This is a genomic window from Citrobacter sp. wls717 (assembly GCF_005280955.1).
Lineage (GTDB): Bacteria > Pseudomonadota > Gammaproteobacteria > Enterobacterales > Enterobacteriaceae > Citrobacter > Citrobacter werkmanii.
The window spans coordinates 74,295-98,595 of the sequence record NZ_SZWW01000053.1 but is presented as its reverse complement, the minus strand read 5'-3'; the positions used below and the strand labels follow the sequence as shown (position 1 = coordinate 98,595).

Genomic DNA, 24,301 nt, shown 5'->3' with positions numbered 1-24,301 from the left:
CAACTCGATGTTATTGGGCTGTTGCCCACGGTTTCTCACCGTAACCCATGTATCGGCACCTTAAATTCGAACTTTAGAAAATTTTTACTTTCCGCTCTCTTTTTTCTTAGCCCGTGAAATACCCTCTATATGCACCACTATTCCGCGCATTATTTTGACAAAACTATCATTAAACTTTGCGCGCAGATTGCCGATAACCCGCTTAACAATTGTTTGCAATCACAAGGAATCGGGCATGGCTTCATTTACATCATTAGGCGTAGGCTCAGGCTTACCACTGGACACGTTGCTAAACAACCTGACTATCGCTGAGAAAAAACGTTTAAATCCAATTACTCAGCAACAGACCGACAATACCGCCCGTCTGACGGCTTACGGTACGCTGAAGAGTGCGCTGGAAAAATTCCAGACGGCCAATACCGCGTTAAATAAACCGGAACTGTTCAGAAGCAGTAATGTGACCAGCAGTACTGAAGACCTGAAAGTGACCACCGAAGCCGGCGCGGCACCGGGTATTTATACCATCAGCGTCACGCAGCTGGCCCAGGCGCAGTCTCTGAGCACCTCATCGGTTGCTTCAAACAAAGAGGCGCTGGGTGATGGTTCTGCCACCCGTACAATTAAGATTGAGCAGCCGGGTCGTAAAGAGCCGCTGGAGATTAAACTGTCGCAAGACAAAACCACGCTGGACGATATCAGTAAGGCGATTAACGATACCGATAGCGGCATCTCCGCCAGTATCGTGAAGGTGAAAGATGGCGAGTTCAAACTGGTGCTGACCGCAGCAGAAGGTATGGACAGCAAAATGACCATCTCTGTTGACGGCGACAGCAAGCTGAACGATATGCTGGCCTACGACAGTACAACCGGCACCGGAAAAATGACTGAGTTGGTTAAAGCGCAAAACTCCAAGCTCACGATGAACGGTATCGATATTGAACGTCAGAGTAACAAAGTCACCGATGCCCCGCAGGGCGTGACGCTGGAACTGACCAAAAAAGTCACCGACGCGCGTGTTACCGTCACGAAAAGCAATGAGAAAGCTACGGAAGCGATTAAAGGCTGGGTCGATGCCTATAACTCACTGATCGATACCTTTAATACGCTGACCAAATATAAAGCCGTAGACGCAGGTGCGGAAGGTCAGGACAAAGATAACGGCGCGCTGGTGGGCGACAGCGTGGTACGTACCATTCAGACCGGTATTCGCGCGCAGTTTGCCAACTCTGGTAGCGGAGGTGCCTTTAAGACGCTGAATGAAATTGGCATCAAGCAGGATGGCAAAACCGGCAAGATGACCATCGATGACACCAAACTGAAAAAAGCGCTGGACGAAAACACCGCTTCGGTACGTGAGTTGTTGGCTGGCGACGGTAAAGAAACCGGGATCACCACTAAAATTGCCGCTGAAGTGAAAAGTTATCTGGCTGATGACGGCATTATCGATAATGCGCAAGACACCATTAACGCCACGCTGAAGAAACTGACCAAACAGTACCTGTCCGTCAGCGCCAGCATTGACGACATGGTTGCGCGCTATACGGCGCAGTTTACCCAGCTCGATAGCATGATGAGCAAACTGAATAACACCAGTACCTACCTGGGCCAACAATTTACAGCGATGAATAAATCCTGATAACACGAGGTAAGCATGTATACCGCGAGCGGTACCAAAGCCTATGCACAGGTCAGTGTGGAAAGCGCCGTAATGAGCGCCAGCCCGCATCAGCTGATCGAAATGTTGTTTGATGGCGCGAACAGCGCCCTGGTGCGCGCTCGCCTGTTTATGCAACAGGGTGATATCGTCGCCAAAGGCGAGGCGTTAAGTAAAGCCATTAATATTATCGACAATGGTCTGAAAGCAGGTCTGGATCAGGAAAATGGCGGTGAAATCGCCACCAACCTGTCTGCGCTCTATGACTATATGATTCGCCGTTTACTGCAAGCCAACTTGCGTAATGATTGTCAGGCTATTGAAGAAGTCGAAGGGTTGCTCGGCAACATTGCGGAAGCCTGGAAACAGATCTCACCGAAAGCGTCGTCCCAGGAGTCTCGTTAATGACCTCAGCCGTGGAGTTTATCAACCGTTGGCAGCGCATCGCGCTACTCAGTCACTCGCTGCTGGAACTGGCGCAGCGGGGTGAATGGGACCTTTTACTGGAACAGGAAGTTACCTATCTGCAAAGTATTGAAGTGGTCATGGAAGAGCAAACTCCACCTGGCATTACACGAAGTATTCAGGACTTAGTGGCCGGGTATATTAAACAGACGCTGGATAACGAACAGTTACTCAAAACACTGTTACAACAGCGGCTGGATGAACTCAGCAATCTTATCGGTCAGTCGACGCGCCAGAAGACGCTCAATAACGCCTATGGCCGTCTTTCCGGCATGCTGTTAGTACCCGACGCCCCCACCGCCCCGCAATAATTTTCTGTTAAATCTGAATAATCTTCCATACTCCAGAGGTCGGCCAAACGACTTCTGGAGCACGGAAGATGAAAAATCCCACGTTATTGCAGTATTTTCACTGGTATTACCCCGATGGGGGTCAACTCTGGCCCGAGCTTGCCGAACGCGCAGGCGGACTCAATGATATCGGCATCAATATGGTATGGCTGCCCCCCGCCTATAAAGGCGCATCAGGCGGTTATTCCGTTGGCTACGACTCGTACGATCTGTTTGACCTCGGCGAGTTTGACCAGAGGGGAACCATCCCCACCAAATATGGCGATAAAAACCAGCTGCTGGCGGCAATTGACGCGCTGAAACACAACGACATCGCCGTACTGCTCGACGTGGTGGTTAACCACAAAATGGGCGCGGATGAAAAAGAGAGTATTCGTGTCCAGCGGGTTAACGCCGACGATCGCACGCAAATAGACGATGAAATCATCGAATGTGAGGCCTGGACGCGCTATACCTTCCCCGCCCGCGCAGGCCAGTATTCACAATTCATTTGGGACTATAAATGCTTCAGCGGCATTGACCATATCGAGAACCCCACCGAAGACGGCATTTTCAAAATCGTTAACGATTATACCGGTGAAGGCTGGAACGATCAGGTGGATGATGAACTGGGTAATTTTGATTATCTGATGGGCGAGAACATCGATTTTCGAAATCACGCCGTGACCGAGGAGATCAAATACTGGGCGCGCTGGGTGATGGAGCAAACCCAGTGTGACGGTTTTCGTTTAGATGCGGTGAAACATATTCCGGCATGGTTTTATAAAGAGTGGATTGAACACGTACAGGAGGTCGCGCCCAAGCCATTATTTATTGTCGCGGAATACTGGTCCCACGAGGTCGACAAACTGCAAACCTACATTAACCAGGTGGAGGGGAAAACCATGCTGTTCGACGCCCCATTGCAGATGAAATTCCACGAAGCCTCCCGTCAGGGCCGCGATTACGACATGAGCCAAATCTTCACGGACACGTTAGTCGAGGCCGATCCGTTTCATGCCGTCACGCTGGTTGCCAATCACGATACCCAGCCGTTGCAGGCGCTGGAAGCCCCTGTCGAGTCATGGTTTAAGCCGCTGGCCTATGCGTTGATCCTGCTACGGGAAAACGGCGTACCGTCGGTGTTTTATCCTGACCTGTACGGGGCGCATTACGAAGACACCGGCGGCGATGGCGAAACCTATCCTATCGACATGCCGATCATTGAACAGCTTGCCGAACTGATCCTCGCCCGTCAGCGCTTCGCTCACGGCGTTCAGACGCTCTTTTTTGATCACCCTAACTGTATCGCCTTTAGCCGCAGCGGAACGGACGAAGATCCCGGCTGTGTGGTGGTGTTGTCTAATGGTGATGATGGGGAAAAGACCATCAATCTCGGCGCGAATTACGGTAATAAAACCTGGCGTGATTATCTGGGAAATCGCGAAGAAAGCGTGGTCACCGATGAAAACGGGGAAGCGACGTTTTTCTGTAACGGCGGGAGCGTCAGCGTGTGGGTGATTGAAGACGTGTTGTAATACTCAACCCCGGTGGCCGGTGGCTACCGGGGCGTGATGCTTATGGCAGCGGCGTGGCCAGCGGTGTTTTCTTTAACGCGTCAGCACATTCCGGCGTCGGGCGATCCACCCGTTGTAGCGTCATACCATCATACTCCAGCGTATTGCCTTCGCGCTCAATCTCATACAGCTCGCGTTTCACCGTCACGTTGGTGAGATCGCCGGAAATCATCGTCAATTTCCCCGGTAGAGCAATGACCCGCTGCCACTGGCGACAATCCAGCGTATCGCCCTCTTTCGTCACCACCAGGCTGGCAATGGCTTCCGGGCTGACCAGGCTGCGTTGCGGACCTTTTGACTGCCAGTAGCCTTCCAGACCTGCTGGCGCTGGCGTTTTCACCACGTCGTTATAATTCTCTACTTCGGCGCATCCGCTCAGCGCCAGAAATACCCCAACGATTGCTAATTTTTTCATCATTCATCCTGCATGCGAAGAAAATGGGATTGTGGCATTAAAGGTCTGATGCCGCCAGCCTTTCGGTAGCATTGAGAAATATTGATCCAGACAGTGTTACCTCTTATTACTCATAGTCAAAAATTCTGATCGGTGTAGTATCCACACTTCTTGTTACATACCTTCTGAGTTCAGAGGCAAAACGCATGTCATGGCAACACTTCAAACAGGCCTGGTTAATTAAATTTTGGGCCCCTGCCCCTGCGGTCATCGCAGCGGGTATTCTCTCTACTTACTACTTCGGCATCACCGGAACCTTCTGGGCCGTTACCGGCGAATTCACCCGTTGGGGTGGTCAAATCCTGCAATTATTTGGCGTTCACGCCGAAGAGTGGGGATACTACAAGCTGATCCATCTTGAAGGCTCTCCCCTGACCCGTATCGACGGAATGATGATACTCGGTATGTTCGGCGGCTGTTTTGCTGCCGCTCTCTGGGCCAACAACGTCAAACTCCGCATGCCGCGCAGTCGGATACGCATTATGCAGGCGATAGTCGGCGGGATGATTGCCGGATTCGGCGCCCGTCTGGCGATGGGGTGTAACCTGGCCGCGTTCTTCACCGGCATTCCGCAGTTCTCACTACACGCCTGGTTTTTTGCGCTGGCAACAGCCATTGGCTCGTGGTTTGGCGCACGCTTTACCCTGCTGCCGATGTTCCGTATTCCGGTCAAAATGCAGAAAGTCTCCGCCGCTTCCCCGCTGACGCAAAAACCGGATCAGGCGCGTCGTCGTTTTCGCCTCGGGATGCTGGTGTTTATCGGCATGATCGGCTGGGCGTTACTCACTGCGATGGATAAACCTAAGCTCGGCCTGGCGATGCTGTTCGGCGTCGGGTTCGGTCTGCTGATTGAACGGGCGCAGATCTGCTTCACTTCAGCCTTTCGCGACCTGTGGATTTCTGGTCGCACCCATATGGCAAAAGCGATCATCTTCGGGATGGCGGTCAGCGCCATCGGTATCTTTAGCTACGTGCAACTGGGCGTCGAGCCGAAGATTATGTGGGCGGGTCCGAATGCAGTGCTTGGCGGCTTGCTGTTCGGCTTCGGTATTGTTTTAGCGGGCGGGTGTGAAACCGGCTGGATGTACCGCGCGGTTGAAGGCCAGGTGCATTACTGGTGGGTTGGTCTGGGCAACGTTATTGGCTCAACCATTCTGGCTTACTACTGGGATGATTTTGCGCCTGCTCTGGCCACCAACTGGGATAAGGTGAATCTGCTCAACACCTTTGGTCCGCTGGGTGGCCTGCTGGTGACCTATCTGCTGTTATTTACCGCGCTGATGCTCATCATCGGCTGGGAAAAGCGTTTCTTCCGCCGTGCCGGGCTGACGCCAGCCAAGGAGTCTGTATGAAAAATATCGTGCCTGATTATCGCCTCGATATGGTCGGCGAACCGTGTCCGTATCCGGCAGTTGCCACGCTGGAGGCGATGCCGCAATTAAAGAAAGGTGAAATTCTGGAAGTGGTGAGCGACTGCCCGCAGTCAATCAATAATATTCCACTGGATGCGCGCAATCACGGCTATACGGTGCTGGATATTCAGCAGGATGGCCCAACGATTCGCTATTTGATTCAAAAGTAAGTGTTTGCCGGATGGCGCTACGCTCATCCGGCCTACATTATCTGCACGTTGTCCCTACACCTGCATCGACATCACTTCCTGATACGCCGATACCAGTTTATTACGAACCTGAATCCCCATCTGCATCGACACCGACGCTTTTTGCATATCGGTCATCACATCATTCAGCGCAATACCCGGTTCACCAAGGGTAAATTTCTCAGCCTGGACACGGGACGCGGTCTGCACATCGCTGATTCTGTCTAACGCCGCATGTAGCTGACCGGCAAAACTCACGGTCGGTTGTGGCTGCATATCCTGCATTTTTGCTGACATCGCCGTGGTTTGTAACTGGCTGATGACCCCTTCAATCCCCTGTATTGCCGACATTCTGATCCCCTGGATGAATTTTCACGTAGCTGAGATTACCAGTTAGTCAATAAGATAAAGGCGTTAAATAACGATAAAAAACCACGGTTTTTAACCCATAGAAAAATTCGAAACCGCAAATAATGAGACCGTCAATTTTTCGAGTTTGCTGACCCGGGAGTGAGTCTTGTTCCACTTTGCAAAAAACGCCGTCCACGATAAGCCACGAGGTGCGAGATGAGTGCGACAGCATCGACTGCAACCCAGCTTAAACCTCTCGAGTGGTTAAACCGCCTGCGCGCGAATCCCAGAATTCCTCTGATTGTGGCAGGAGCCGCTGCCGTCGCTATCGTTGTGGCGATGGTTCTGTGGGCCAAAGCGCCCGACTACCGCACCTTGTTCAGCAATCTTTCCGATCAGGATGGCGGCGCGATTGTCACCCAACTGACGCAGATGAACGTTCCCTATCGTTTTACTGAGGGAAGCGGCGCTATTGAAGTTCCTGCCGATAAAGTCCACGAGCTGCGCTTGCGTCTGGCGCAGCAAGGCCTGCCGAAAGGTGGCGCCGTTGGCTTTGAACTGCTGGATCAGGAAAAGTTTGGTATCAGCCAGTTTAGCGAGCAGGTCAACTACCAGCGCGCGCTGGAAGGTGAATTAGCCCGCACCATTGAAACCCTGGGCCCGGTAAAACGCGCCCGCGTGCATCTGGCGATGCCTAAACCTTCGCTGTTTGTACGTGAGCAAAAAGCGCCTTCGGCCTCCGTCACCGTTAATCTGGAACCGGGTCGTGCGCTGGATGAAGGTCAAATCAGCGCGGTCACGCATTTGGTCTCCAGCGCTGTTGCAGGCTTACCGCCGGGCAACGTGACGCTGGTCGACCAGGCGGGTCATCTGTTAACCCAGTCGAACACCAGCAGCCGCGATCTCAACGATGCGCAACTGAAATACGCCAGCGACGTCGAAAGCCGCGTGCAGCGCCGAATCGAATCGATCCTGTCACCGATTGTCGGCAACGGTAACGTCCATGCACAAGTCACCGCGCAACTGGATTTTGCTAATAAAGAGCAAACCGAAGAGCAATACCGTCCAAACGGCGATGATTCCCAGGCCGTGCTACGCTCGCGCCAGTTAAACGTCAGTGAGCAGGTTGGTAGCGGAGCGCCTGGCGGCGTACCGGGCGCATTGTCTAATCAGCCAGCGCCGGCTAATACCGCGCCAATCGCCAATCCACCGGCTAATCAGCAAAATGCGCAAACCACGCAGACAACGAATAACAGTAACAATGCAGGTCCGCGCAGTACGCAGCGCAATGAAACCAGTAACTATGAAGTCGACCGTACCATTCGCCATACCAAAATGAACGTTGGCGATGTGCAGCGTCTCTCGGTGGCCGTCGTGGTCAACTATAAAACGTTACCGGATGGCAAACCGCTGCCGTTAACTGCCGAACAGATGAAACAGATTGAGGATCTGACCCGCGAGGCGATGGGGTTCTCCGACAAACGTGGCGACACCCTGAACGTGGTGAACTCTCCGTTCACAGCGACCGACGATTCCATGGGTGAGCTTCCGTTCTGGAAACAGCCGTTCTTTATTGATCAGTTAATGTCCGCAGGTCGTTGGTTACTGGTTCTGCTGGTCGCCTGGCTCCTGTGGCGGAAAGCCGTTCGCCCGCAGTTGCTCCGTCGCAGCGAAGAAGCGAAAGCCGCGCAAGAACAAACACGTATCCGTCAGGAAACCGAAGAAGCGGTAGAAGTTCGCCTCAGCAAAGACGAACAGACCCAGCAACGTCGCACGAATCAGCGTCTGGGCGCAGAAGTCATGAGCCAGCGTATTCGTGAAATGTCAGATAACGATCCGCGCGTCGTGGCGCTGGTCATTCGTCAGTGGATGAGTAACGATCATGAGTAATGCCCTTACCGGTACCGATAAAAGCGTCATCCTGCTGATGACCATTGGCGAAGATCGCGCGGCGGAGGTGTTTAAGCACCTTTCCACGCGCGAAGTTCAGGCGCTCAGTACGGCGATGGCCAACGTACGCCAGATCTCCAATAAACAGTTGACGGAAGTGCTGGCGGAGTTTGAACAAGAAGCCGAACAATTTGCCGCGCTCAACATTAACGCCAACGAATATCTGCGCTCGGTGCTGGTGAAAGCGCTGGGTGAAGAACGCGCGTCCAGCCTGCTGGAAGATATTCTGGAAACCCGCGATACCACCAGCGGCATTGAAACGCTCAACTTTATGGAGCCGCAAAGCGCCGCCGACCTTATCCGCGACGAGCATCCACAGATTATCGCCACCATTCTGGTGCACCTCAAACGGGGCCAGGCGGCCGATATTCTGGCGCTGTTCGACGAACGTTTACGTCACGACGTCATGCTGCGTATCGCCACTTTCGGCGGCGTACAGCCTGCCGCGCTGGCGGAATTGACCGAAGTATTGAATGGTCTGCTCGACGGCCAGAACCTCAAGCGCAGCAAAATGGGCGGCGTGAGAACGGCAGCGGAAATCATCAACCTGATGAAAACCCAGCAGGAAGAAGCCGTTATTACCGCCGTGCGCGAATTCGACGGCGAACTGGCGCAGAAAATTATCGACGAGATGTTCCTGTTCGAAAACCTGGTGGACGTCGACGATCGCAGTATCCAGCGCCTGCTGCAGGAAGTGGATTCCGAATCGCTGCTGATTGCCCTGAAAGGCGCCGAACAGCCGCTACGCGAGAAGTTCCTGCGCAATATGTCGCAACGTGCTGCCGATATTCTGCGCGACGACCTTGCCAACCGCGGTCCGGTACGTTTGTCGCAAGTGGAAAACGAACAGAAAGCGATTCTGCTTATTGTGCGTCGTCTGGCGGAAACCGGCGAGATGGTGATCGGCAGCGGCGAGGATACTTATGTCTAACGAACTGCCGTGGAAAGTCTGGACCCCGGACGATCTCGCCCCACCGGTGGCGGAGTTCGTCCTGGCCGACCACAGTGAAACACCGTTGTCAGAAGAGACCGACGAGCCGGAACTCTCAGCAGAGCAACAGCTTGAGCAGCAGCTCGCGCAGTTGCAAATGCAGGCCCACGAGCAAGGTTATAACGCTGGTCTGGCGGAAGGGCGACAAAAGGGCCACGAACAAGGCTATCAGGACGGGCTGAATCAGGGCCTGGAGCAAGGCCAAAACCAGGCGCGCGCGCAGCATGCGCCAATCACTGCCCGTATGCAGCAATTGGTGAGCGAATTTCAGAATACGCTGGACGCTCTGGACAGCGTGATTGCCTCGCGCCTGATGCAAATGGCGCTGGAGGCGGCGCGTCAGGTGATAGGTCAGACGCCTGTCGTGGATAACGCCGCGCTGATTAAACAAATCCAACAGCTGTTGCAGCAGGAACCGCTGTTTAGCGGTAAACCGCAGTTGCGCGTACATCCGGACGATCTCCAGCGGGTGGAAGAGATGCTCGGTGCCACCCTCAGTCTGCACGGCTGGCGGCTGCGCGGCGATCCCACGTTGCATCACGGCGGCTGTAAAGTCTCTGCCGACGAAGGCGATCTGGATGCCAGCGTCGCCACGCGCTGGCAAGAGCTCTGCCGTCTGGCCGCGCCAGGAGTCGTGTAATGACCACTCGTCTGACTCGCTGGCTCAATACGCTGGACAACTTCGAAGAGAAAATGTCGCTGCTGCCTGCGGTGCGTCGTTACGGGCGTCTGACCCGCGCCACCGGGCTGGTGCTGGAAGCCACCGGATTACAGCTACCGCTGGGCGCCACCTGCGTCATTGAACGCCAGGATGGCAACGAAACCCAGGAAGTTGAAAGTGAAGTCGTGGGCTTTAACGGTCAGCGACTGTTTCTGATGCCGCTCGAAGAGGTCGAAGGCGTTCTGCCCGGCGCGCGCGTGTACGCGAAGAATATTGCCGGAGAAGGTCTGCAAAGCGGGAAACAATTACCGCTGGGTCCTGCTCTGCTGGGCCGGGTGCTCGACGGCAGCGGCAAACCGCTCGACGGTCTGCCCGCGCCGGACACCACCGAAACCGGGGCGCTGATGACGCCGCCGTTTAACCCGCTGCAGCGCACACCTATTGAACATGTGCTGGATACCGGCGTGCGCCCCATTAACGCGTTATTAACCGTCGGGCGCGGTCAGCGTATGGGACTTTTCGCAGGTTCGGGCGTCGGTAAAAGCGTCCTGCTTGGCATGATGGCGCGTTATACCCAGGCCGATGTCATCGTCGTCGGGCTGATTGGCGAACGTGGCCGCGAAGTTAAAGATTTTATTGAAAATATTCTCGGCGCTGACGGTCGCGCACGCTCGGTGGTGATTGCCGCTCCGGCGGACGTTTCGCCGCTGTTGCGTATGCAGGGCGCGGCCTACGCCACGCGCATCGCCGAAGATTTCCGCGATCGTGGACAGCACGTATTGCTGATTATGGATTCCCTCACCCGCTATGCGATGGCGCAACGTGAGATCGCGCTGGCGATCGGCGAGCCGCCAGCAACCAAAGGTTATCCGCCGTCAGTATTCGCCAAATTACCGGCGCTGGTGGAACGTGCCGGGAACGGTATTCACGGCGGCGGGTCAGTTACCGCGTTTTACACCGTCCTGACCGAGGGTGACGATCAGCAGGACCCGATTGCCGATTCAGCACGCGCGATTCTGGACGGTCACATTGTGCTGTCCCGCCATCTGGCCGAGGCAGGTCATTACCCGGCCATCGATATAGAAGCCTCGATCAGCCGCGCCATGACCGCGCTCATTAGTGAACAGCACTATGCGCGGGTGCGTAACTTTAAACAGTTGCTATCCAGCTTCCAGCGTAACCGCGACCTGGTCAGCGTCGGGGCATATGCCAAAGGCAGCGATCCGATGTTGGATAAAGCCATCGCCTTATGGCCACAACTGGAAGCATTTTTACAGCAAGGCATCTTTGAACGGGCTGACTGGGAAGATTCCCTGCACGCTTTAGAACTGATTTTCCCTGGTGTGTGATTGAGCAGGAGAGCATAGGTCATGGCACAACATGGGGCATTAGCAACGCTGAAAGACCTGGCTGAAAAAGAGGTAGATGACGCTGCTGTCTTATTGGGAGAGATGCGTCGTGGCTGTCAGCAGGCGGAAGAACAGTTGAAAATGCTGATCGATTATCAGCATGAGTACCGTAACAATCTGAATAACGATATGGGTCAGGGTATTACCAGTAATCGCTGGATTAACTATCAGCAGTTTATTCAGACCCTGGAAAAAGCGATTGAGCAACATCGCCAGCAGCTCAATCAATGGACGCAGAAAGTGGACCAGGCGCTGAACAGTTGGCGCGATAAAAAACAACGGTTGCAGGCGTGGCAGACTCTGCAGGACAGACAAACCTCGGCGGCGTTACTGGCCGAAAACCGTCTGGATCAGAAAAAAATGGATGAATTTGCTCAGCGTGCAGCTATGAGGAAACCCGAATGATTACTTTACCCCAACTGATTACCACCGACACCGACGTAGCCGCAGGTTTTCAGTCAGGCAAAGCGGTAGATTCACCCGAGGATTTTTTAGCGCTGCTGGCTGGCACATTAGGTGCGGGCGACGCGCAGGGTAAAGGCGCGCCATTGACGCTTGCCGACTTGCAGGCGGCGGGCAGTAAACTGCAAAAAGGGTTGCTGCAAAAAAATGGCGATGTCACCCAGGCGGTCAAGTTAACCGATCTGCTGGCGCAAAAAGAGATGCAAACCGATGCTTCTCTTGCCGACATGACAGATGCTCAGCAACTGTTGTCAGCGCTGACGCCGTCGCTGAAAGTGAATGCCCTGACGACACTGGGCAAAACTGTTCAGCAGGATGAAAAAAACACCACGCTCAGCGATGACGATCTCGCCAACCTGAGCGCGCTGTTCGCCATGCTACCGGGACAACCGTTGGCGACACCTGCCGTCGACAACACCCCTGCCCCCGTTGATGCCTCGCTTTCGGCGTTGTCACGAGGCACGGCACATGGCGCTATCACCGATAACGCGGTCGAACTGCTGCCCGGTGACGCCAAAAAAGGCAAAGCAGACATTGCCTCTCCTGGCAGCAGCCTGGATCAGACAAACAATCCGACGCTAACCCCACTGACGGTAGCGGCGGCGACCAGAGCGGAAATTGATAGCGCCCCTTCGCCGACCAGCATTGGCGTGACGGCGGCTCCGTTAAGTGGCCCACAGACACATGCTCAGCCGTTACCTACCGCCGCGCCGGTGCTAAGCGCTCCGTTGGGTAGTCAGGAATGGCAGCAATCACTGAGTCAGCACGTCACACTATTCACGCGTCAGGGCCAGCAGAGCGCAGAGCTGCGCCTGCATCCGCAGGATCTGGGTCAGGTGCACATTTCCATTAAGCTGGATGACAACCTCGCACAGTTGCAAATGGTATCACCACACAGTCACGTGCGCGCCGCGCTGGAAGCCGCGTTACCGATGCTGCGTACGCAGTTGGCTGACAGTGGGATCCAGTTGGGACAAAGCAACATTAGCAGTGAGAGCTTTGCCGGACAGCAGCAGTCTTCCGGACAGCAACAACAGGCTGGTCGCGCTCAGGGACAAGATATTTTTGCCGCTGAAGATGACGCGATCCTGGCAACGCCAGCCTCGCTGCAAGCCGCTGCCCGCGGTGATGGAGCAGTAGACATCTTCGCCTAACGCCAGAGGTAGCATGATTATCCGCGTCTTTTCCACGCTTTGTCGTGGACAGGACACGGGATAATCAGCCCATAAGCTGTACCGAAACAGGAAGCCCGTATCTGATGACTGACTCCGCGATTAACAAAAAAAGTAAACGCGCTATTTGGATCCCTCTGCTGGTATTAATTACCCTCGCCGCCTGCGCAACTGCGGGGTATAGCTACTGGCGCATGCAGCAGCAGCCGTCCGCCAGCGTCAAAGCGGAACCGGCTCCACCGCCTGCGCCGGTGTTCTTTGCGCTGGATACCTTTACCGTCAATCTGGGTGATGCGGACCGTGTGCTGTATATCGGTATCACGCTGCGCATGAAAGACGAGGCGACACGTGCGCGTCTGAATGAATATTTGCCGGAAGTACGCAGCCGCTTGCTGCTGCTGTTTTCTCGTCAAAATGCGGCTACGCTCGCCACCGAGGAAGGTAAACAACAGCTGATTACCGCCATCAAAGAGACGCTCGCGACTCCGCTCGTTGTCGGGCAGCCAAAACAGGTTGTCACCGACGTTCTTTATACAGCTTTTATTCTGCGGTAAAGACATGGGCGACAGTATTCTTTCTCAGGCTGAAATCGACGCATTGCTGAATGGCGATAGCGAAACCAAAGACGAACCCATTACCGGTATCGCAAAAGAGAGCGATATTCGACCTTATGATCCCAACACCCAACGCCGCGTGGTGCGTGAGCGTTTACAGGCGCTGGAGATCATTAACGAACGCTTCGCGCGCCAGTTCCGTATGGGATTATTTAACCTGTTGCGCCGTAGCCCGGATATTACCGTGGGGGCGATTCGTATCCAGCCGTATCACGAATTTGCGCGTAACTTACCGGTGCCGACCAACCTGAACTTAATCCACCTCAAGCCGCTGCGCGGTACGGGTCTGGTGGTGTTCTCACCAAGTCTGGTATTTATCGCCGTTGATAACCTGTTCGGCGGCGATGGACGCTTTCCGACGAAAGTGGAAGGTCGTGAATTTACGCATACTGAACAGCGCGTTATCAACCGCATGCTGAAGCTGGCGCTGGAAAGCTACAGCGACGCGTGGAAGGCCATCAATCCGCTGGAAGTGGAATACGTTCGTTCCGAGATGCAGGTGAAATTTACCAATATCACCACCTCGCCTAACGACATCGTGGTGAACACCCCGTTCCACGTTGAAATTGGCAATCTGACCGGTGAATTTAACATCTGTCTGCCATTCAGCATGATTGAACCATTGCGCGAGCTGCTGGTGAATCCACCGCTGGAAAACTCACGTAATGAAGATCAGAACTGGCGCAATAATCTGGTGCGTCAGGTTCAGCATTCTGAGCTGGAGCTGGTGGCAAACTTTGCCGACATTCCGCTGCGGCTGTCCCAGATTTTAAAGCTGAAACCCGGCGATGTACTGCCGATTGAAAAACCCGACCGCATTATTGCTCATGTGGACGGCGTGCCTGTACTGACCAGCCAGTATGGCACCGTGAACGGTCAGTATGCGTTACGCGTAGAACATCTGATAAACCCGATTTTGAATTCGCTGAATGAGGAACAGCCCAAATGAGTGATATGAATAATCCGTCCGATGAGAACACTGGCGCATTGGACGATCTGTGGGCTGACGCGTTAAACGAGCAAAAAACCACGACCACCAAAAGCGCGGCCGATGCGGTATTCCAGCAGTTAGGCGGCGGCGACGTTAGCGGCGCTTTGCAGGACATCGACCTGATCATGGACATTCCGGTCAAACTGACCGTTGAACTGGGCCGTACGCGCATGACCATCAAAGAGCTGCTGCGTCTGACGCAAGGTTCCGTTGTCGCGCTGGATGGTCTGGCGGGCGAACCGCTGGATATCCTGATCAACGGTTATCTGATCGCCCAGGGTGAAGTGGTGGTGGTCGCGGATAAATACGGCGTGCGTATCACCGACATTATCACCCCATCAGAACGCATGCGCCGTCTGAGCCGTTGATCATGAACACCCAGGCGACAGTTTCTCAGCCAGCCGCCGTCCCCGGCTCACCGCTGGTGCAGGTAAGCGGCGCGCTGCTTGGGATCATTGTGTTGATCCTGGCGGCAGCCTGGGTCATTAAACGCCTGGGCTTTGCCCCCAAAAGCACCGGTACGCGAGGGCTGAAGGTTGCGGCAAGTACCTCACTGGGCCCACGTGAGCGCGTGGTGATTGTTGAGGTGGAAGATGCGCGCCTGGTGCTGGGCGTCACGGCCTCGCATATTAACCTATTGCACACCCTGCCCCCGGCACCTGCCGATGCAGAAGAAAAACCGGCCTCCCCTGCGGATTTCCAGGCCATGATGAAGAGTTTGCTCAAGCGTCCCGGGAGATCCTGATGCGCCGTTTGTTTTCCATCACGCTGGCAGGCTTATGGCTTTTCAGTCCAGTCGCCCTCGCCCAGCTCCCGGGCCTGGTGAGTCAACCGCTGCCAGGCGGCGGACAAAGCTGGTCATTGCCTGTACAGACGCTGGTGTTTATCACCTCGCTGACCTTCCTGCCTGCCATTTTATTGATGATGACCAGCTTCACCCGCATCATCATCGTTTTCGGTTTGTTGCGAAATGCATTGGGAACGCCGTCTGCGCCCCCTAATCAGGTACTGCTGGGGCTGGCGCTATTTTTAACCTTTTTCATCATGTCGCCAGTGATCGATAAAATCTACGTTGACGCCTATCAGCCGTTCAGCGAAGAGAAGATCTCCATGCAGGAAGCCATGGAGAAAGGCGCCCAACCGTTACGCGAGTTTATGCTGCGCCAAACCCGTGAAGCCGATCTGGCGCTGTTTGCCCGTCTGGCAAACAGCGGTCCCTTACAGGGACCAGAAGCCGTACCGATGCGAATTTTGCTTCCGGCTTATGTCACCAGTGAGCTGAAAACCGCATTCCAGATAGGGTTTACCATTTTTATCCCCTTTCTGATTATCGATCTGGTCATCGCCAGCGTGCTGATGGCGCTCGGGATGATGATGGTGCCGCCCGCCACGATCGCGTTACCGTTTAAGCTGATGCTGTTCGTGTTGGTGGACGGTTGGCAATTGCTTGTCGGCTCGCTGGCACAAAGCTTTTACAGTTAGAGGCGCGAAATGACACCTGAATCGGTCATGATGATGGGGACAGAAGCGATGAAAGTCGCTCTGGCCCTTGCTGCGCCTTTGCTGTTGGTGGCCCTCGTCACAGGTCTTATCATCAGCATTTTGCAGGCGGCGACCCAGATTAACGAAATGACGCTGTCCTTCATTCCCAAAATTGTTGCGGTTTTTATTGCCATCATTGTTGCCGGCCCGTGGATGCTTAACCTGTTGCTCGACTACGTGCGTACGCTGTTCAGCAATTTACCGTATATCATCGGGTAGACAACGTTATGTTGCAGGTGAGCAGCGTTGAGTGGATGCAGTGGCTGAATCTTTACTTCTGGCCGTTGCTGCGCATCCTGGCGCTCATCTCCACAGCGCCCATTCTCAGCGAACGCGCTATCCCAAAACGGGTAAAGCTGGGGCTGGGATTGATGATAACCATTGTTATCGCCCCATCTATTCCCCCAGCAGACGTCCCCATCTTTTCCATCGGCGCGTTGTGGCAGGCCATGCAACAAATTCTGATCGGTATCGCCTTAGGCTTCACCATGCAGTTTGCGTTTGCTGCCGTTCGTACCGCCGGGGAACTGATTGGCCTGCAAATGGGGCTTTCCTTTGCGACATTCTTTGACCCCGGTAGCCGCCTGAATATGCCGGTTCTGGCACGACTGATCGACATGCTCGCCATGCTGTTATTCCTCACCTTTAATGGCCATCTGTGGCTGATTTCGCTGTTGGTGGATACGTTTCATACCTTGCCCATTGGCGGCAATCCGGTTAACAGCAATGCATTTCTCGCGCTGGCGCGGGCGGGTAGCCTGATTTTCCTCAACGGGCTGATGCTGGCCCTACCGGTTATGACGCTGCTGCTGACGCTGAACCTTGCGCTTGGCTTGTTAAATCGCATGGCGCCACAGCTGTCGATTTTTGTCATTGGTTTTCCTCTCACCCTGACCGTGGGTATTTCATTAATGGCGGCGCTGATGCCATTAATTGCGCCATTCTGCGAGCGCTTGTTCAGCGAAATTTTTAATTTGTTGGCCGATATCGTCAGCGAAATGCCCGGAAAATAATAACCCTTAATTTTTATCCTGTTTTACTAAGGATTGTCCTAAATTTAAAAACCGACAACATCCACCAGGATATCGCTGTCGCGGTTTATTTGTTTTTGCCTCACTCACATAACGCAACATTTACTTTACTTTAAGATGTTTCCTGGCAAATTATACGCAACTTTACGGGATAGTAAATTCGCCTGAAAACAGCGAAAGCGTCATCTTGGGTCGTTATTATTCCGTTTAGTTGTGATGCAATAATCAGGTAAGGGGAATTATCGTTACGCATTGAGTGAGGGTATGCCATGTCAACGATTATTATGGATTTATGCAGTTACACCCGGCTAGGGTTGACCGGATATCTGGTCAGTCGGGGGGTGAAAAAAAGGGAAATCAACAATATTTCCAGCGTTGGTGAACTCAGTCTCGCCTGTGTTTCTCTGCAACCCGCTGTGGTGTTTATTAATGAGGACTGTTTTATCCACGATCCTGCTGACAGTCAGCAAATCAAGCAAATCATTAATCAGCATCCCAGTACATTATTTATTGTATTTATGGCAATTGCCAATGTGCATTTTGATGAGTATCTTTTAGTCAGAAAAAATTTATTGATCAGTTCTAAATCAATTAAGCCTGATTCACTGGATGAACTTCTTGGCGATATTCTGAAAAAGGAAGTCAATATTGCTATCGATGTTAATCTGCCGACATTGTCATTAAGCCGTACCGAATCCAGCATGCTACGCATGTGGATGGAGGGACAGGGAACAATACAGATATCAGATCAAATGAATATCAAGGCCAAGACCGTCTCATCCCATAAGGGAAATATAAAACGAAAGATTAAGACGCATAATAAGCAAGTTATCTATCACGTGGTTCGACTCACGGATAACGTCACCAATGGTATCTTTGTGAATATGCGCTAAAACGTTCTGACTGGTGGCGGAACCACCAGTCAGAATCATGCAGAAGAACTCACCTCACTCTATTTTTTCCACAAAGATACCGTCCTGATGACCTGATTCATTAAAGAACCAGATACCGAGCGGGTAGTCTTCCAGCGAAACCAGGTACATGGTGCCTTCACTAAACTCTTCGATTGCCAGTACCACGCCCGGCCGACGTGGACCGCCGTCCGTTTTGACTGTGACCCGATCATTCACCTTCATCATTTTCCTCCTGTGGCTTTGTGCCAGTGTAGAACAAATTCCTTTTTGTGGCAGCGTCCGGCGCATGCGATTGCGGGTTTTCTCGACGGTCTATACTTAAGTGGTGCGCATCTGAGGTTTTGATGCGCTCCCCCGGTATCCTTAACGGTTGAGAGGTATGAGGATGAAAACCGCGAAAGAGTACAGCGATACGGCCAAACGTGAAGTCAGCGTCGATGTAGACGCGCTGCTGAAGGCAATCAACGAAATCTGCGAGAGTGAAATTCATCGCAGTCAGGACGATCCTGAACGCGTCAGCATCGACGGGCGTGATTACCATACATGGCATGAACTGGCCGATGCGTTCGAGCTTGATATCCATGATTTTAGCGTGTCGGAAATCAATCGCTGACTGAGGGTGAAAAAAATCCCGGCCCTCATCGGGCCGGGATCAAGCTTGCTTATGCAAGAAGCACTTGAAAATTCGTTACACCAGGAAATCTGATGTAAAACAAACCTTATCTGCAATTTTTTTGCCTGACAAGAAAATAATTCTCACCAAAATGATAAATATAACTAATGGTTGAGAGTTCGCCGGGTTACGGCCTGGCCCAATGTCAGGCATCCTGGCAGAGCGATCTTTGCTCGCCGGGCACCAGTTCATCTTCACGGAATGCTTCCCGTTTAACGCCAAAGCCGTCGTACCAGCGACACTCCACCATTCCGCTGGCATACCCGGTAACGATCATGCGTGGGCCACCCTCTTTCGAAGTGACTTCCTCACTGACAGAAAAGACCATACCTGCCTCCTGTATCAAGAGAAACCTTTACACCTTAGACGACAAAAAGGCTTTTTGCGTAATTAATCCGGCGACAATTAGTGCGAAACTCCGCGCAGTCTGGCAACGGTTTTCACCAGCAGAACGACTATTCCACCAATGATAAAGCCGAGCACCAGATTAAGCAGGGTCGGAAGCATAAGCCCAATCAATGCGCTTTGCTGCTGGGCAAAATGTTCTATCGCATGATGCAGCGGTGATATTCCATGTACAACAATCCCACCCCCTACTAAAAACATCGCCAGCGTGCCCACCACTGAAAGTGTTTTCATCAGCCAGGGGGCAACAACCAGTAGTCCTTTCCCCAGCGATTGGGCAAGCAGGCTGCGCTTTTCTGCCAGCCAGTAGCCGATATCATCCAGCTTAACGATAATCCCTACCAGGCCATACACGCCCACGGTCACCGCTAAGGCGATACCTGATAACACCAGCACCTGATTCAACAACGGCGCATCCGCCACAATACCGAGGGTGATGGCGACAATCTCAGCGGATAAAATGAAATCGGTACGTATCGCACCTTTGATTTTATCTTTCTCGAAGGTCAGTGGGTCCTGCGCCGCCAGAGATGCCAGACGCTGCTGGCGCTCTTCCGGGGTCTCTTTGTGTTTACGAGCTTCCAGGGTGTGAAGCACTTTTTCCACCCCTTCAAAACAGAGAAACGCCCCGCCTACCATTAATAAGGGGGTGATCGCCCAGGGTATAAAGGCGCTAATCAATAGCGCCAGCGGTACAAGAATAACTTTGTTAACAAACGACCCTTTAGCCACGCTCCAGACCACCGGGAGTTCGCGGTTCGCCCGCACGCCCGACACCTGTTGCGCATTGAGCGATAAGTCATCTCCCAAGACACCCGCGGTTTTTTTCGCGGCCAGTTTTCCCATGACCGAGATATCGTCGAGTAAGGTAGCGATATCATCGAGTAAGGTCAGTAAGCTACTTCCTGCCAAAATGTTAACCCTCAATATTATTTTTTTGCCGTATTAAGTATGAAGTAAAACACGCCATGCGGAAACTGGCCTTTCTGGTCAACAAATATTTAACAATGGCATGCAATTATAAATCTCGCCAGCACGATAGTTTTGACGTTTACTATGTTGCACCTTTTTATTTCCACCGTGAGGGATTATGCGTTTCAGGCAATTGTTACCACTTTTCAGTGCGCTCTTCGCGCTGTATATCATTTGGGGTTCCACCTACTTCGTTATTCGCATTGGCGTGGAAAGCTGGCCGCCGTTGATGATGGCTGGCGTGCGTTTTCTCTCTGCGGGCATTTTGTTAACCGCATTCTTACTGATTCGCGGGCATAAGCTGCCGCCTCTGCGCCAGCTCCTGAACGCCGCGTTAATTGGCGTCCTGCTGCTGGCTGTGGGTAATGGGCTGGTCACCGTCGCAGAACATCAAAATGTGCCTTCCGGTATCGCCGCGGTGGTGGTTGCTACCGTTCCGCTGTTTACGCTGTGCTTTAGCCACTTTTTTGGTATCAAAACGCGCAAACTGGAATGGGTGGGAATCGCCATTGGGTTGGCTGGAATTATCATGCTGAACAGCGGCGGTAATTTAAGTGGTAATCCTTGGGGCGCTGTATTAATCCTGATCGGTTCGATAAGTTGGGCGTTTGGCTCGGTGTACGGTTCACGCATAACGTTACCCGTTGGCATGATGGCTGGGGCCATTGAAATGTTAGCCGCCGGGGTTGTGCTGATGTGCGCCTCGTTGCTCTCCGGGGAAAAACTGACCACTATGCCGACATTTTCAGGCTTTATGGCGGTGGCGTACCTGGCCCTGTTTGGCTCTATTATTGCCATTAACGCGTATATGTACCTGATTCGCAACGTCAGTCCGGCGTTAGCCACCAGCTATGCCTACGTTAATCCGGTTGTCGCCGTACTGCTAGGTACCGGTCTGGGAGGAGAAAGTCTGGCGCTCATCGAATGGCTAGCGCTCGGCGTGATCGTATTTGCGGTGGTATTGGTCACCCTCGGTAAATACTTATTCCCTATGAAAGCGGATGCCGTTGCTACCCCGTCGGAAAAGACACTACAGTAAGTGAATACCCTGAGTGTCGATCTGCGCGGTGGCACCGCCGCCGCAGATCCACTCGATGACACGTTCAGATAACGCCTCATCGCCGAGTTTTTCGCGCCCGCGCAGGGCGCACTCCCAGACAATCAGTACACGCCAGCCCAGAGTCTGCAATTTTTCACAATCCCGCGCGTCACGCTGGACATTTTTACCTATTTTTTCCAGCCAGAATTCCGTTCGCGTGGCAGGGACTTTAAACAAGTAGCAGTTGTGATGATGCCAGAAACAGCCATGGGTAAAGATCACACAACGGTAATCATCCACTACAAAATCGGGGCGACCAGGTAATGTCGCATCCTGCACGCGAAACGTTACGCCCTGCTCTGTCAGTACGCTGGCAAGGCGTTTTTCAATGGCGGTATCACGGGTGGCGATCGCCCGCATATTTTTACTGCGCGTTGCTTTATCGTGAACGTCTGCCATGCAGGTTCTCTTTTTCGCGAATAGCAACCGCCTGTTTGATTTTCGGCTCCAGCAGTCTGGCAACCGCCGCGAATGCCGGAACGACCACCGAATTACCAAACTGGCGATAAGCCTGAGTATCCGACACCGGGATCCTGAACTGATAGCCCTGCGGTGATTCAAACCCCATCAGGCGCGCGCACTCCCGTGGTGTAAGCCGGCGCGGACGGTGCTGCTGGTTCAACGGATCGTCAAAATCCTTTTCCCCCAGCGCCATATCCCAGCCGCGATCGACAAGGATCTCGGCGCCGTCTTTATAATAGCGTGCGGATAATGTGCGCGTTACGCTATCGGGATTACCAGGATACACCATGCCATAACCAAACCCATTCCCCCGCGCCTGGTGCTTTTTCGCATAGCGGTATAAATATTTCCACAACACCGGCGTCAGCACATATTTCGCATCGACGGTCGGCTCAAGCAGCTCCGCCAGCGTAGTACGTCGCGGCGGATAGCGAGTGACAATATTGCGCAGCGTGAAGTCTGATTTCAGATTCAGATCGCGTCGAAATCCGACGAGCACAATACGTTCGCGATGCTGAGGTAAAAAATGTTGTCCATCGATTATTTTCGGGTCGTCAGGTCCATTATCCGCCGCATCCGCGACGTCATAACCCAGTTCATCCAGCGTCTGCATAATGATACGAAACGTTTTACCCTGGTCGTGACTTTTCAGATTTTTAACGTTTTCGAGCACAAATATTGCTGGTCGACGCGCATCGATAATGCGCACCACATCAAAAAAGAGTGTGCCTTGTGTATCACAGGCAAAGCCGTGGGCCCGCCCTAACGCATTTTTCTTTGATACCCCAGCCAGGGAGAAAGGCTGACAAGGAAATCCTGCCAGCAGTACGTCATGTTCAGGAATATGTTGGCGAATATGTTCCGCCGCCTGCTGGTCGCTTACTCCATCATGATGACTCAGCGTGACATCGCGAATATCTTCATTAAAGTGATGCTGGTGCGGATCGCAATAATTATTCGCTTTGTAGGTGCGCACCGCATGCTTGTTCCATTCGCTGGTAAACACGCACTGCCCGCCAATCGCCTCAAAGCCGCGACGAATTCCGCCGATGCCGGCAAACAGATCGATAAATCGAAAGGCATAATGCGGATGATGCGCAGGTGGCGTCGGCAGCAAGGAACTCAGATGAGCAAGCTCATTGTCGCTGAGGCGATACCATGTTTCGTTCGCCACTACTCGCTTAAAGATGGCCGGACTCCAGCGGTTCTCACCAACACCATTCAGATGAGCAACCAGGGTTTTCACGTCATAAATTTCAAGCAACTTAGCCAAAATTACCTGTGCGGCGGCCTTGTTATCATCTGTCATTGGGTTCATGGAGCCTGCTACTGAAAAATTATCCTGCATACATTTAACCGGCCGAAATGGATAACCGACAGATTAACATAAAATAGCGCGGTTGACGTTGCGGCTGTACTGGCGACTAACGTGCTTTAAAGGGTTGAATCGCGTCGAGATCCAGCATTGCATACTCTCCTTTTAACTCCGCACTCAGCTTCGCCATATACGTCAGTAAAAAGTCAGCATTATGCTGCGCTAAATGTCGGCCTTGTTCAGTTTGCATTGTCAGCGGCAGCGTCAATAATTTGGTCTGAAAGTGATCGAGCGCATATTGTTTATCGTCAAGGCTACGCTTCCGCGCGAATGGATCTTCCGCGTCAAACAGCGCCACGCCTAACGCACCAGACACGGCAAATACGCGCGCTAAACCGATAGCCCCCAGCGCCTCAATCCTGTCGGCATCCTGCACAATTTTAGCTTCAATAGTTTCCGGTGCTATCTTCGCGCTGAAACTGTGCGCCTCAATGGCATGACATACGGCAGGTATACAGTGTTGCGGAAAATCAGGGAAATCGCGCCTCAGAATGCGGCGTGTTTCCTGCGCCGCCAATACCGACGAGCGATGACGATCCGGATGATTCTTCGGCAAGCTAACAAGATCATGGAAGTAGCACGCTGTAAGAACCACCAGCCAATTTACGGTCGCATCCGTGCTTAGCTTTTGCGAGGTCTTCCACACGCGACGAAAATGAGAGATATCATGGGCAGCATCCTGCCCGGAATGGTTATCCTGTAGCCAGGCTTCAAATTTTGACTGCCAATCTTGTCGTTCCATGCGGTCTCTCTTTGCAGAAAGAAAACCACCTTAACAACAATTTTCATTGCAGACCACTGCCAGCGCTTCAATTTATATAAATATATTATCACTCTCAATTTTATATAATCACAGAAAATTTATTATTTCTTGATCACCATAGCAACAGATAATCATATGTAACCAAACAACAAATAACCCCCAAAAATAAAATACACGAAAACAATGAACACAAGAAATACATAACCCACTGATAAAAATAAATTTATCATCTAAATGATATTATTAAACACATACACATTAATTTATAAAAAGACATCATAGAAACATTATGAAATATCTTAAATAGATTTGTTACATGTTATATTTTAAATTAAATGAATTTCATAGATAGTATCCAAATGTAGTCTTTCGGATAGTACTACAT

30 protein-coding genes are annotated in these 24,301 nt (G+C 52.6%); 22 read left to right on the top strand and 8 right to left on the bottom strand.

The genetic code is table 11. The features are described 5' to 3' along the window. Positions 1-235 precede the first annotated feature (235 nt). From fliD to amyA, 4 genes are all read left to right on the top strand, one after another. The gene (fliD, locus tag FDX09_RS20485) at positions 236-1,636 is read left to right on the top strand and encodes a flagellar filament capping protein FliD (RefSeq protein WP_137347785.1); all 1,401 of its coding nucleotides are present in this window, start codon (positions 236-238) and stop codon (positions 1,634-1,636) included. A 15-nt stretch (positions 1,637-1,651) separates the two neighbouring features. Next, complete coding sequence (gene fliS / locus FDX09_RS20480; protein WP_085048008.1) at positions 1,652-2,059, top strand: flagellar export chaperone FliS; 408 nt, start codon at positions 1,652-1,654, stop codon at positions 2,057-2,059. After that, entirely contained in the window at positions 2,059-2,430 is a 372-nt protein-coding gene (fliT, locus tag FDX09_RS20475) for a flagella biosynthesis regulatory protein FliT (RefSeq protein ID WP_003030458.1), read from the top strand. The genes fliS and fliT overlap by 1 nt, the downstream gene beginning before the upstream one ends. 68 nt (positions 2,431-2,498) lie before the next feature. Then, positions 2,499-3,986 (top strand): alpha-amylase, encoded by a 1,488-nt coding sequence (gene amyA / locus FDX09_RS20470; RefSeq protein WP_137347784.1) that lies wholly within the window; start codon positions 2,499-2,501, stop codon positions 3,984-3,986. Positions 3,987-4,026: 40 nt separating this feature from the next. Here amyA and yedD read toward each other — a convergent pair whose 3' ends face one another. Then, positions 4,027-4,440: a lipoprotein YedD gene (gene yedD / locus FDX09_RS20465; RefSeq protein WP_038641556.1), complete on the bottom strand. Its 414-nt coding sequence runs from the start codon at positions 4,438-4,440 to the stop codon at positions 4,027-4,029. A 128-nt stretch (positions 4,441-4,568) separates the two neighbouring features. Between yedD and yedE the strand changes: the two genes are divergently transcribed. Together yedE and yedF are read left to right on the top strand one after the other, a co-directional pair. Beyond that, the gene (gene yedE / locus FDX09_RS20460) at positions 4,569-5,831 is read left to right on the top strand and encodes a selenium metabolism membrane protein YedE/FdhT (RefSeq protein ID WP_325097253.1); all 1,263 of its coding nucleotides are present in this window, start codon (positions 4,569-4,571) and stop codon (positions 5,829-5,831) included. Next, a complete protein-coding gene (gene yedF / locus FDX09_RS20455; RefSeq protein WP_000790504.1) occupies positions 5,828-6,061 on the top strand; it encodes a sulfurtransferase-like selenium metabolism protein YedF in 234 nt (77 codons plus the stop codon). Before yedE ends, yedF begins: the two co-directional genes overlap by 4 nt. Before the next feature lie 54 nt (positions 6,062-6,115). Here yedF and fliE read toward each other — a convergent pair whose 3' ends face one another. Then, positions 6,116-6,430, bottom strand: coding sequence for a flagellar hook-basal body complex protein FliE (fliE, locus tag FDX09_RS20450; RefSeq protein ID WP_016153486.1), 315 nt, complete (start codon positions 6,428-6,430; stop codon positions 6,116-6,118). A gap of 216 nt (positions 6,431-6,646) precedes the next feature. Between fliE and fliF the strand changes: the two genes are divergently transcribed. The 14 genes from fliF to rcsA all read left to right on the top strand — a co-directional run bounded on the left by fliF (position 6,647) and on the right by rcsA (position 18,146). Further along, on the top strand, positions 6,647-8,320 hold the full coding sequence (fliF, locus tag FDX09_RS20445) for a flagellar basal-body MS-ring/collar protein FliF (protein WP_137347783.1): 1,674 nt from the start codon (positions 6,647-6,649) through the stop codon (positions 8,318-8,320). Beyond that, the gene (fliG, locus tag FDX09_RS20440; protein ID WP_003030443.1) at positions 8,313-9,311 is read left to right on the top strand and encodes a flagellar motor switch protein FliG; all 999 of its coding nucleotides are present in this window, start codon (positions 8,313-8,315) and stop codon (positions 9,309-9,311) included. Before fliF ends, fliG begins: the two co-directional genes overlap by 8 nt. Beyond that, positions 9,304-10,011 (top strand): flagellar assembly protein FliH, encoded by a 708-nt coding sequence (fliH, locus tag FDX09_RS20435; RefSeq protein ID WP_137347782.1) that lies wholly within the window; start codon positions 9,304-9,306, stop codon positions 10,009-10,011. The genes fliG and fliH overlap by 8 nt, the downstream gene beginning before the upstream one ends. Further along, positions 10,011-11,381 (top strand): flagellar protein export ATPase FliI, encoded by a 1,371-nt coding sequence (gene fliI, locus FDX09_RS20430; protein WP_042307679.1) that lies wholly within the window; start codon positions 10,011-10,013, stop codon positions 11,379-11,381. The genes fliH and fliI overlap by 1 nt, the downstream gene beginning before the upstream one ends. A 21-nt stretch (positions 11,382-11,402) precedes the next feature. Next, positions 11,403-11,846, top strand: a complete 444-nt coding sequence (fliJ, locus tag FDX09_RS20425; RefSeq protein ID WP_003030438.1) for a flagellar export protein FliJ — start codon at positions 11,403-11,405, stop codon at positions 11,844-11,846. Next, positions 11,843-13,057: a flagellar hook length control protein FliK gene (gene fliK, locus FDX09_RS20420; protein ID WP_137347781.1), complete on the top strand. Its 1,215-nt coding sequence runs from the start codon at positions 11,843-11,845 to the stop codon at positions 13,055-13,057. Before fliJ ends, fliK begins: the two co-directional genes overlap by 4 nt. A gap of 104 nt (positions 13,058-13,161) precedes the next feature. Beyond that, complete coding sequence (gene fliL, locus FDX09_RS20415; RefSeq protein ID WP_038641578.1) at positions 13,162-13,629, top strand: flagellar basal body-associated protein FliL; 468 nt, start codon at positions 13,162-13,164, stop codon at positions 13,627-13,629. A 4-nt stretch (positions 13,630-13,633) separates the two neighbouring features. Beyond that, the gene (gene fliM / locus FDX09_RS20410; protein ID WP_038641580.1) at positions 13,634-14,638 is read left to right on the top strand and encodes a flagellar motor switch protein FliM; all 1,005 of its coding nucleotides are present in this window, start codon (positions 13,634-13,636) and stop codon (positions 14,636-14,638) included. After that, on the top strand, positions 14,635-15,048 hold the full coding sequence (fliN, locus tag FDX09_RS20405; protein WP_005127761.1) for a flagellar motor switch protein FliN: 414 nt from the start codon (positions 14,635-14,637) through the stop codon (positions 15,046-15,048). The genes fliM and fliN overlap by 4 nt, the downstream gene beginning before the upstream one ends. Continuing rightward, the gene (fliO, locus tag FDX09_RS20400; RefSeq protein WP_137347883.1) at positions 15,048-15,425 is read left to right on the top strand and encodes a flagellar biosynthetic protein FliO; all 378 of its coding nucleotides are present in this window, start codon (positions 15,048-15,050) and stop codon (positions 15,423-15,425) included. Before fliN ends, fliO begins: the two co-directional genes overlap by 1 nt. Further along, entirely contained in the window at positions 15,425-16,162 is a 738-nt protein-coding gene (gene fliP, locus FDX09_RS20395) for a flagellar type III secretion system pore protein FliP (RefSeq protein ID WP_038641584.1), read from the top strand. Before fliO ends, fliP begins: the two co-directional genes overlap by 1 nt. Positions 16,163-16,171: 9 nt before the next feature. Continuing rightward, the gene (gene fliQ, locus FDX09_RS20390) at positions 16,172-16,441 is read left to right on the top strand and encodes a flagellar biosynthesis protein FliQ (protein ID WP_032939600.1); all 270 of its coding nucleotides are present in this window, start codon (positions 16,172-16,174) and stop codon (positions 16,439-16,441) included. Positions 16,442-16,449: 8 nt separating this feature from the next. Then, entirely contained in the window at positions 16,450-17,235 is a 786-nt protein-coding gene (gene fliR / locus FDX09_RS20385; RefSeq protein ID WP_038641586.1) for a flagellar biosynthetic protein FliR, read from the top strand. A 287-nt stretch (positions 17,236-17,522) separates the two neighbouring features. Further along, on the top strand, positions 17,523-18,146 hold the full coding sequence (gene rcsA / locus FDX09_RS20380; protein ID WP_038641587.1) for a transcriptional regulator RcsA: 624 nt from the start codon (positions 17,523-17,525) through the stop codon (positions 18,144-18,146). Between the two features lie 54 nt (positions 18,147-18,200). On the opposite strand, the gene dsrB is transcribed toward rcsA, so the two are convergent. Beyond that, complete coding sequence (dsrB, locus tag FDX09_RS20375; RefSeq protein WP_038641589.1) at positions 18,201-18,389, bottom strand: protein DsrB; 189 nt, start codon at positions 18,387-18,389, stop codon at positions 18,201-18,203. A 163-nt stretch (positions 18,390-18,552) separates the two neighbouring features. Here dsrB and yodD point away from each other — a divergent pair, with 163 nt between their 5' ends. Beyond that, positions 18,553-18,780 carry a YodD family peroxide/acid resistance protein gene (gene yodD, locus FDX09_RS20365; RefSeq protein WP_032939599.1) on the top strand — a complete coding sequence of 76 codons (228 nt, stop codon included), beginning with the start codon at positions 18,553-18,555 and terminating at the stop codon, positions 18,778-18,780. Positions 18,781-18,985: 205 nt separating this feature from the next. On the opposite strand, the gene FDX09_RS20360 is transcribed toward yodD, so the two are convergent. After that, a complete protein-coding gene (locus FDX09_RS20360) occupies positions 18,986-19,168 on the bottom strand; it encodes a DUF2158 domain-containing protein (protein WP_042307663.1) in 183 nt (60 codons plus the stop codon). Positions 19,169-19,245: 77 nt separating this feature from the next. Then, positions 19,246-20,160 (bottom strand): DUF808 domain-containing protein, encoded by a 915-nt coding sequence (locus FDX09_RS20355; protein WP_170973267.1) that lies wholly within the window; start codon positions 20,158-20,160, stop codon positions 19,246-19,248. A 175-nt stretch (positions 20,161-20,335) separates the two neighbouring features. On the opposite strand from FDX09_RS20355, the gene yedA reads away from it, so the two are divergent. Continuing rightward, the gene (yedA, locus tag FDX09_RS20350) at positions 20,336-21,256 is read left to right on the top strand and encodes a drug/metabolite exporter YedA (RefSeq protein ID WP_087856013.1); all 921 of its coding nucleotides are present in this window, start codon (positions 20,336-20,338) and stop codon (positions 21,254-21,256) included. Here yedA and FDX09_RS20345 read toward each other — a convergent pair. From FDX09_RS20345 to FDX09_RS20335, 3 genes are all read right to left on the bottom strand, one after another. Beyond that, positions 21,248-21,715: a very short patch repair endonuclease gene (locus FDX09_RS20345; protein WP_038641598.1), complete on the bottom strand. Its 468-nt coding sequence runs from the start codon at positions 21,713-21,715 to the stop codon at positions 21,248-21,250. The two genes, yedA and FDX09_RS20345, sit on opposite strands and share 9 nt — an antisense overlap. Then, the gene (locus FDX09_RS20340) at positions 21,696-23,126 is read right to left on the bottom strand and encodes a DNA cytosine methyltransferase (RefSeq protein ID WP_137347778.1); all 1,431 of its coding nucleotides are present in this window, start codon (positions 23,124-23,126) and stop codon (positions 21,696-21,698) included. Before FDX09_RS20340 ends, FDX09_RS20345 begins: the two co-directional genes overlap by 20 nt. Before the next feature lie 76 nt (positions 23,127-23,202). After that, entirely contained in the window at positions 23,203-23,895 is a 693-nt protein-coding gene (locus tag FDX09_RS20335) for a phosphohydrolase (protein WP_137347777.1), read from the bottom strand. Between the last annotated feature and the right edge of the window lie 406 nt (positions 23,896-24,301).